This window comes from Corynebacterium sp. KPL2680 (assembly GCF_040225675.1).
GTDB classification, from domain to species: Bacteria; Actinomycetota; Actinomycetes; order Mycobacteriales; family Mycobacteriaceae; genus Corynebacterium; species Corynebacterium rhinophilum.
Genome location: NZ_JBEHFM010000038.1, coordinates 1 through 7,203, shown reverse-complemented (window position 1 = coordinate 7,203; position 7,203 = coordinate 1). Strand labels below are relative to the sequence as shown.

The window sequence follows — 7,203 nt, the reverse complement described above, 5'->3', positions numbered from 1 at the left end:
TTCGTGCTCTCAAAGAAAACTACTCCCTACTAGTCGGTAACTGATTTCTCAGTCCAACTAATGGGGAGCAGTTCAAAACCCCACATGCTGGGGTTTTATTTTTTACCTTTTTACCCCCACGGCCGATTTTCCTAACGAGATTAGCATCACTATATCGACAACCCTATAATTGACTTCACAGACAACTACATAGCATTTCCCGCGCATCAATCGGCCGCATTCGGCCAGTGATGCCCATGCTAGGACCGGAATAGGAAACCACTACTGAGCTTTCTTTCCTGTCCCTAGCTCCACATCGCCACAGTGTAGAAAGCAGGTGAGTGTTGAACACCAACTTGGCACGCGTCCGCCGCCATAGCGACAGGCCCCCGGTCCCCACTACCGGTAACACTATGGCTTGTTGATTCGCTTGGCTTAAACCACCGAGCAGCGGCGCGCGCATCCTGCGTGTTCCACTCATTGCCAGGTATGCGGAGTCCTAATCGCTCGCATGCTTTCCAATTTCCATAGACTTACCAGCCACTTTCTGCCCCGGCGCTAAGAGTCACAGAACAAAGGCCACACCGCGGTGTGGGTTGGCCACCAACCTGGAAGTACACGTTTCGAAAAAGAGGTTGAATTTCACATGACTTCTCCCGCATACACCCGCACGCCACTATCTGATGATGTTGAGGCCGTACTGCCCGCCGCCATTAAGCGGGCGCAAGGCTGGCTCGATTCCACCGCAGATGAAAAGGACAAGGCCACCGAGCAGCTCGCGGAGTTGTTGCGCGATGACAATGGCGTGAAGTTCACCATGGACTTCGTTGACCGCGTCATGCGCCCAGAGGATGACAAGGTCGCAGCCAAGGCACTGAAGGATATTTCTTCCCAGTACGATCCTTCCTTCTTGGGCAGCATCAATGGCGCACTCGTCGGCGCCGGCGGTTTCTTCGGCCCGATCCTGCCTAACCTGGTCATGCCGGTAGCGCGCCTATACATGCGCAAGATGGTTGGCCACCTGGTGCTGGACGCGGAATCGGATGCGCTCAATGACACCCTGGAAAAGGCCGCTGCTTCCGGCGAGCAGTTAAATCTCAACCTTTTGGGTGAGGCCGTGCTCGGTGAAGAGGAAGCAAAGTCCCGCGCGCGCCGCACGCTGGATCTCATCAAGAACCCGCGCGTGACCTACGTATCCGTCAAGGCGTCCTCGATGGTGGCGCAGCTGAATAACTGGGACATCGGCAGTTCCGTGGAGCGCCTGAAGGACCGCCTGCGCCCGCTCTACCAGGAAGCCGCACGCCGCAACCCACAGGTCTTTATCAACATGGACATGGAGGAATACCACGACCTCCACCTGACGCTGCGCCTGTTCAAGAGCCTGATGAGCGAGCCGGAGTTCAAGAATCTGGAATCCGGAATCGTGTTGCAGGCTTACCTGCCCGATACCTTCGATGCCCTCCAGGACATCGCGGAATTTGCCAAGCAGCGCGTGGCAGAGGGCGGCGCCAAGGTCAAGGTGCGCATTGTAAAGGGTGCCAACCTGTCCATGGAAACCGCTGAAAGCGAAGTCCACGACTGGCCGCTGGCTACCTACACCAATAAGCTAGACGTAGACGCTAACTACTACCGTCTGCTGGATTACATCCTGCAGGAGGAATTCGCAGACTGCATCCGCATCGGTGTGGCCAGCCACAACCTGTACACCATCGCCATGGCCTACGAGCTGGGTGTAAAGCGTGGCGTGCTGCACATGCTGGATTCTGAGATGCTGCAGGGCATGTCCCCGGCGCAGCAGGCAGCGGTGCGCAAGGTTTACGAAGGCCGCCAGATTCTCTACACCCCGGTGGTGCACGCGGATGACTTTGACGTCGCCGTGTCCTACCTGGTGCGCCGCCTGGAGGAGAACTCCGCGCCGCAGAACTTCCTCTACGCCCTCTTCGCCCCGGGTGAGGAGCCGCTGGCAAGCCAGGAAGAGACGTTCCGCAAAGCCGTTGCCAAGCGCTGGGATACCTTCGCTGGATCGCGCCGCACCCAGAACCGCCTCGAGGATTCCGGGCGCCAGGCACCGGATTCCGGTCGCTTCAGGAACGAGCCCGATACGGACCCGGCAATTACCCCGAACCGCACTTGGGCCAAGCGTGCGCTTGCAAATGACCCCGGTGAGCACGGCGTCCAAGAGGTCACCGACCCGTCTGCTGTTGAAAGCTACGTCGCCCGCGCCAAGGAGCTGGGCACCGAATGGGGCAAGCGCCCCGCCGCAGAACGCGCCGCAGCCCTGGACGCCGTCGCGGACCAGCTGGCCGCCAAGCGCGGAGACTTCATCTCCGTAGCCGCTTATGAGGCAAATAAGACGGTCACCCAGACTGACCCTGAGATCTCGGAAGCCATTGACTTCTGCACCTACTACGGCCAGTCTGCTCGCTTCTTGGAAGAGGCACACTCCGAGTTCCACCCGCACACCGTCACCGTGGTGACCCCGCCGTGGAACTTCCCCATCGCCATTCCTACCGGCGGCATTGCAGCTTCCTTGGCGGCGGGCTCGGCGGTCATCGTCAAGCCTGCTCCCCAGGTGGTCCACTGCGGCAAGATGGTGGTTGAGGCCTTCCGCACCGCTTTGGAGGCAGAAGGCCTGGACCCGGATCTGGTGCAGCTGGTGCTTACTGATGAAGGCGATGCCGGCAAGGCCCTGCTTTCCCACGATGACGTGGACAACATCATCTTGACCGGTGCATCCGATACCGGTGCGCTCTTCCGCTCCTGGAAGCCCAAGATGAACCTGATGGCAGAGACCTCCGGTAAGAACGCGCTGGTCATCACCCCGGCCGCCGACCCGGACCTAGCCATCCAGGACCTGTACAACTCCGCCTTCGGCCACTCCGGCCAGAAGTGTTCGGCCGCTTCGCTGGTGATTTTCGTCGGCGCTGCGGGCAAGTCCAAGCGCCTGCGCGAGCAGCTGCTGGATTCCGTCAAGACCCTGAAGCCTGGCCCGGGCTATGACATCACCACCACGATGAACGGCCTGGCTGAAAAGCCGAGCGAGAAGCTGCTGCGCGGCCTGACCCAGCTGGAGCCGGGCGAGAAGTGGCTGCTGAAGCCGGAGAAGCTCAACGAAGAGGGCACCCTGTGGTCCCCGGGTATTCGCGATAATGTCCAGCCGGGTTCTTGGTACCACAAGAATGAGTGCTTCGGCCCCATCCTCGGCATCATGTACGCCGATACCTTGGAAGAGGCCATCGCTTGGCAAAACAGCACCGGCTATGGCCTGACCGGCGGCATCCACTCTCTGGATGACAAGGAAATCGAGTACTGGATCGACAACGTTGAGGTGGGCAACGCCTACGTCAACCGCGGCATTACCGGCGCGATTGTCCAGCGCCAGTCCTTCGGTGGCTGGAAGAAGTCCGTCATGGGACCGGGTGCGAAGGCCGGCGGCCCTAACTACGTAGCCCAGATGGGCACCTGGACCGATGGCGAACTCAAGCCGCGCGACGTGGATATCGCCCCAGCCAGCGTGAAGATTCTGCAGCGCCTGCGCGATGAGCTTTCTGATGAGCTCAGCCAGGACGATCTGGAATGGCTCTGGCGCGCCGCCGAGCTGGACCGGATTGCGTGGCTCGAAGAATTCGGCCGCACCCACGACCGCACCGCGCTGGTTTCTGAGGCCAACCGCTTCCGCTACCGCCCGCTGCTAACCAAGCTGCGCATCCGCGTGGGCGAGGACTACAAGCTGCGCGATGTCGCCCGCCAGGTACTGGCTTCCGGGATTACCGGCACCGAGACGGAAATCTCCGCCGCCCCAGAGGTTGCCGCCCAGCTGCAGGAGCTCGGCTTCGACGTGAAGTCCATTTCTGATGGTTCCTTCGCTGCCGCCGTGGCCAATGACGAGTCCTCCCGCGTGCGTGCCCTCGGCACCGTACCGGATTCCGTCTACGAGGCAGCGGTGCGCTCCAACTCCGTGGTACTGGACCAGCCCGTGCTTGCCGATGGCCGCCGTGAGCTCATGCCTTACCTCCTCGAGCAAGCAGTCTCCGTGACCATGCACCGCTTCGGCATCATCCGCAACGTGGGCAACCTGCGCGACTAATACGCCGATTGCTGCCCGTCGCGGCAGATTGAGTAAGCGCCCCACCTTCTCCCGCTTTCTTGCTGGGAGTTGGGTGGGGCGCTATCTTTTTCTCTGCTTTTCCTGCGCTATCCCTAGGTGGTTTCCTGTGGCATAGTAGATGAATGACTACGCCAGATAACCACTCCCCTAACGGCACCGGGCAACACTCGGGCCAGAACTCGGCGCAGCGCCCGCAGTACCCGTCGGCGCTCGAGCAAAACTCCGTCAACCGCAAGACTGACGCGAAGAACCCCTATATCGCACCGCTAGTTTCCCCCGATGATTCCCAGTTGGGCGCGGAGGTAGCCACCGCCGATCCCGCCGATCGCGATAATAAGTCCGCCGTGCTGGCCAAGGACTTCCGCAGCATGGCCAAGATTTCGGTGTGCTTCATCCTCATCGCGGCAGGATTGGGCTTGGCGGGGTTCCTGCTGCGCTTTATTTGGGTGGGCCTGCTGCCGGTTATCCTCGCCATCTTGGTCTCGACAGTGCTTTATCCAGTTAGCGCTTGGCTGCGTTCTAAGGGCTTTCCCCGCACACTGGCAGCGGTCACGACACTTTTAGGCTTGGTGGTTATTTTCGGCGGCATCTTTGCTGCCATGGCGCCCATGGTCACCGCACAGTCCAAGGTGCTTATTAATGAGGCCGAAGCCGGCATCATGCAGCTAACCAAGATGGTCAATGATTCCCCACTGGATATTCAGGTGGACCAACTGCAATCGGTCTTTCAAGACATCGTGAGCTTTGCCAAGGGCCAGGCCTCCACCATCGCCACCGGCGTGCTTTCTGGTTTCTCCATGGCCAGCTCCATTGCGGTAGCCACCGTTATCATGCTCTTTATCACCTTCTTCATCATTAAAGACGGCGATAGGTTCCTGCCCTGGCTGCGCAAATACACCGGTAATTCCGCTGCCTGGCACATCACGGAACTTACCTCCCGCGTGTGGAAGACGCTGTCTGGCTTCATTCAGGCCCAAGCCCTAGTCGCGCTTGTCGATGCCGTCTTCATCGGCCTCGGCCTCTGGGTCCTCCAAGTCCCACTGGCACAGGTCATCGCCGTCATCACTTTCTTCGCCGGCTTTATCCCCATCATCGGTGCGGTCACCGCCGGCGCCTTGGCTGTCATCATCGCCTTGGTATCCAACGGCCTGACCAATGCGCTGCTCGCGCTGGCGCTAATCATCATTGTCCAGCAGGTAGAAAGCAACGTCCTCCAGCCCATCCTGCAGTCCAAGGCCATGGGCCTGCACGCGGCCATCGTCTTGCTCTCCATCACCGTGGGCTCCACCCTGGCCGGCATCGTTGGCGCTTTCCTCGCCGTGCCAGTCGCCGCGACCATCGCCGTTGTCCTGCGCTACCATGCAGAAATGGCCGCCCTGCGCGCCGGCGAGGTTTCCCCCGATGACATCGAAATCGTCACCGGATCCAAGTCAGTATCCGAAGACGACGAAGCTGAGGATGCGGACAATACAGACCCCGAGGCCGAGCGCACCGGCGAAGAAGGCGACGGCGAGATCCCCCTCGAAGAGTCTCCTCGCAAAAAGGTAAAGCAGCTTTTCGCGGCCATGAGCCCGCTAACTTAAAACCGCCCTTCCTCCGCCGTGCGAGACGGCGAGGAAGGCAATGGAGGCATCGGCTAGCGCAAGAAGCCTAAATCGGCCGCGGCAGCGGCCAACTGGCGGGCGCTGCGGTCCAAGACGCCAGCCCAGGTGCCCATCGATTCCTCATTAGCGGAATCAGAAACCTGCTTCAGCAGCGTGCAAGGCACACCAAAGCGCTGGCAGGTAGCGGCAATAGAATAGCCCTCCATATCGCATAGCTGGGCTTTTTTCACCAGCTCATTGCGCAATGCGGTAGTAGAGATAAACATGTCACCGGTGGCCAATCCGCGTGCCGGGAGCTCGCCGGAGGTCTCCAGCTCGATGAATTCTGGCAGAAGGTAACGGCTGATATCGGTCAGCACTTCTAGCTTGAAATCGTGCTTGGTTGCTTTATTGATCTCGAAGACGCCATCCATGCCATCGACAAGCGCGCCCGCCGTTCCGATATTGACCACGCGCTCAGGCAAAGCATCGTTTGCGCGAGCCTCTGCCAATACTTCGGTCAGGCAAATCGCGGCTGGAACCGTGCCGATACCGGTAATGAGCAGCGCTTCACCGTCTGGAATGTGCGCAGCTTCGGCGTCCACGGCCGCCACGAATAATGTTCGTCCAGATAAATTTTCCATGCCTGCGACAATACCTGCACCCCACGTGGTCGCTGGACTCGCCGGCACAGATGCTTGTCCTTCTGCACCGCTGGCATCACTGTTTTCGGCGGCACCCGAGTTACAGAATTCCAGCGACAAGCCCCAATGTCCCAGCTATGGTCTAAGGACAGCCCTTTCCCATATCCCCACTATTTTCTGCTGCGCTTTAGTCTAAGGAATCTCTCGTGAGTAAGTACAACCCTTCGCAGGAACCAGAATCATCCCCCGCCGCACAAGCAAGCTCGTCGCCGGACGCTGGGCCGCGCGCAGAGGCCCAGGAAGGCACCGAAGAAAGTAAAGGCAAGCGGGTCGCGATGATCACCATCGCCATCATCGCTGTTATTGCCTTGGTGGCGGGAGTGACCTTTTCCTTTAATAGACCGGCAAGCTCTAGCGATGAGGCCGCGGAGCCCGCATTTTCTGATTTACAACAATATTCCGCTAAGAATGCACCCGGTTCAGAGGAAACTGAATCCACCGCCACCGCGGACGGACCTACGCCTCAAAAGCAGGAAGAGCCTGCTTCTACGGAAGAAAAATGCGGCACTTACTACGGGGAAGCGATTAGCCAGCTCCATCGGCCCATCCAATTATATTGCGATGACAGCTGGCTTTATGTGGCCGAATCTGGCACCTCGCATTTCTCGCTCTTCCAGTGGAGCGGCAACGGCTAGGATGGGCTACGCCCGGATGGCGTTATCCATCCAGCGGAAATTTCCTGCTATACCCGCGGCAACTTGGAGAAAGAAAATGTGCCAGAAGATCTAATTGAGGAAATTGAGCCATGCTAGTAGGTCAAGTCCGTTTGAGTGGTGTTTCTACCTTTCGATAGAGCATGCAGTGTGATGGTGTCAGGGGCCAGCACGTG

The 7,203-nt window shown here is 59.3% G+C and carries 4 protein-coding genes; 3 read left to right on the top strand and 1 reads right to left on the bottom strand.

Features of this window, described 5'->3' with window-relative positions:
* Positions 1-625 precede the first annotated feature (625 nt).
* Positions 626-4,066, top strand: a complete 3,441-nt coding sequence (locus ABRP66_RS11240) for a bifunctional proline dehydrogenase/L-glutamate gamma-semialdehyde dehydrogenase (protein ID WP_284785234.1) — start codon at positions 626-628, stop codon at positions 4,064-4,066.
* A 143-nt stretch (positions 4,067-4,209) separates the two neighbouring features.
* Complete coding sequence (locus tag ABRP66_RS11235; RefSeq protein WP_349838694.1) at positions 4,210-5,670, top strand: AI-2E family transporter; 1,461 nt, start codon at positions 4,210-4,212, stop codon at positions 5,668-5,670.
* Between the two features lie 53 nt (positions 5,671-5,723).
* On the opposite strand, the gene ABRP66_RS11230 is transcribed toward ABRP66_RS11235, so the two are convergent.
* Positions 5,724-6,314 (bottom strand): nucleosidase, encoded by a 591-nt coding sequence (locus ABRP66_RS11230; protein ID WP_284783093.1) that lies wholly within the window; start codon positions 6,312-6,314, stop codon positions 5,724-5,726.
* A 206-nt stretch (positions 6,315-6,520) separates the two neighbouring features.
* Here ABRP66_RS11230 and ABRP66_RS11225 point away from each other — a divergent pair, with 206 nt between their 5' ends.
* Positions 6,521-7,009 (top strand): hypothetical protein, encoded by a 489-nt coding sequence (locus tag ABRP66_RS11225; RefSeq protein WP_284770415.1) that lies wholly within the window; start codon positions 6,521-6,523, stop codon positions 7,007-7,009.
* The last annotated feature ends 194 nt before the right edge of the window (positions 7,010-7,203 follow it).

Bases quoted from the DNA above. Each gene is read 5' to 3' on its own strand.
- ABRP66_RS11235 (WP_349838694.1), top strand. From the start codon at position 4,210: ATGACTACGCCAGATAACCACTCCCCTAACGGCACCGGGCAACACTCG.
- ABRP66_RS11240 (WP_284785234.1), top strand. From the start codon at position 626: ATGACTTCTCCCGCATACACCCGCACGCCACTATCTGATGATGTTGAG.
- ABRP66_RS11230 (WP_284783093.1), bottom strand. From the start codon at position 6,314: ATGGAAAATTTATCTGGACGAACATTATTCGTGGCGGCCGTGGACGCC.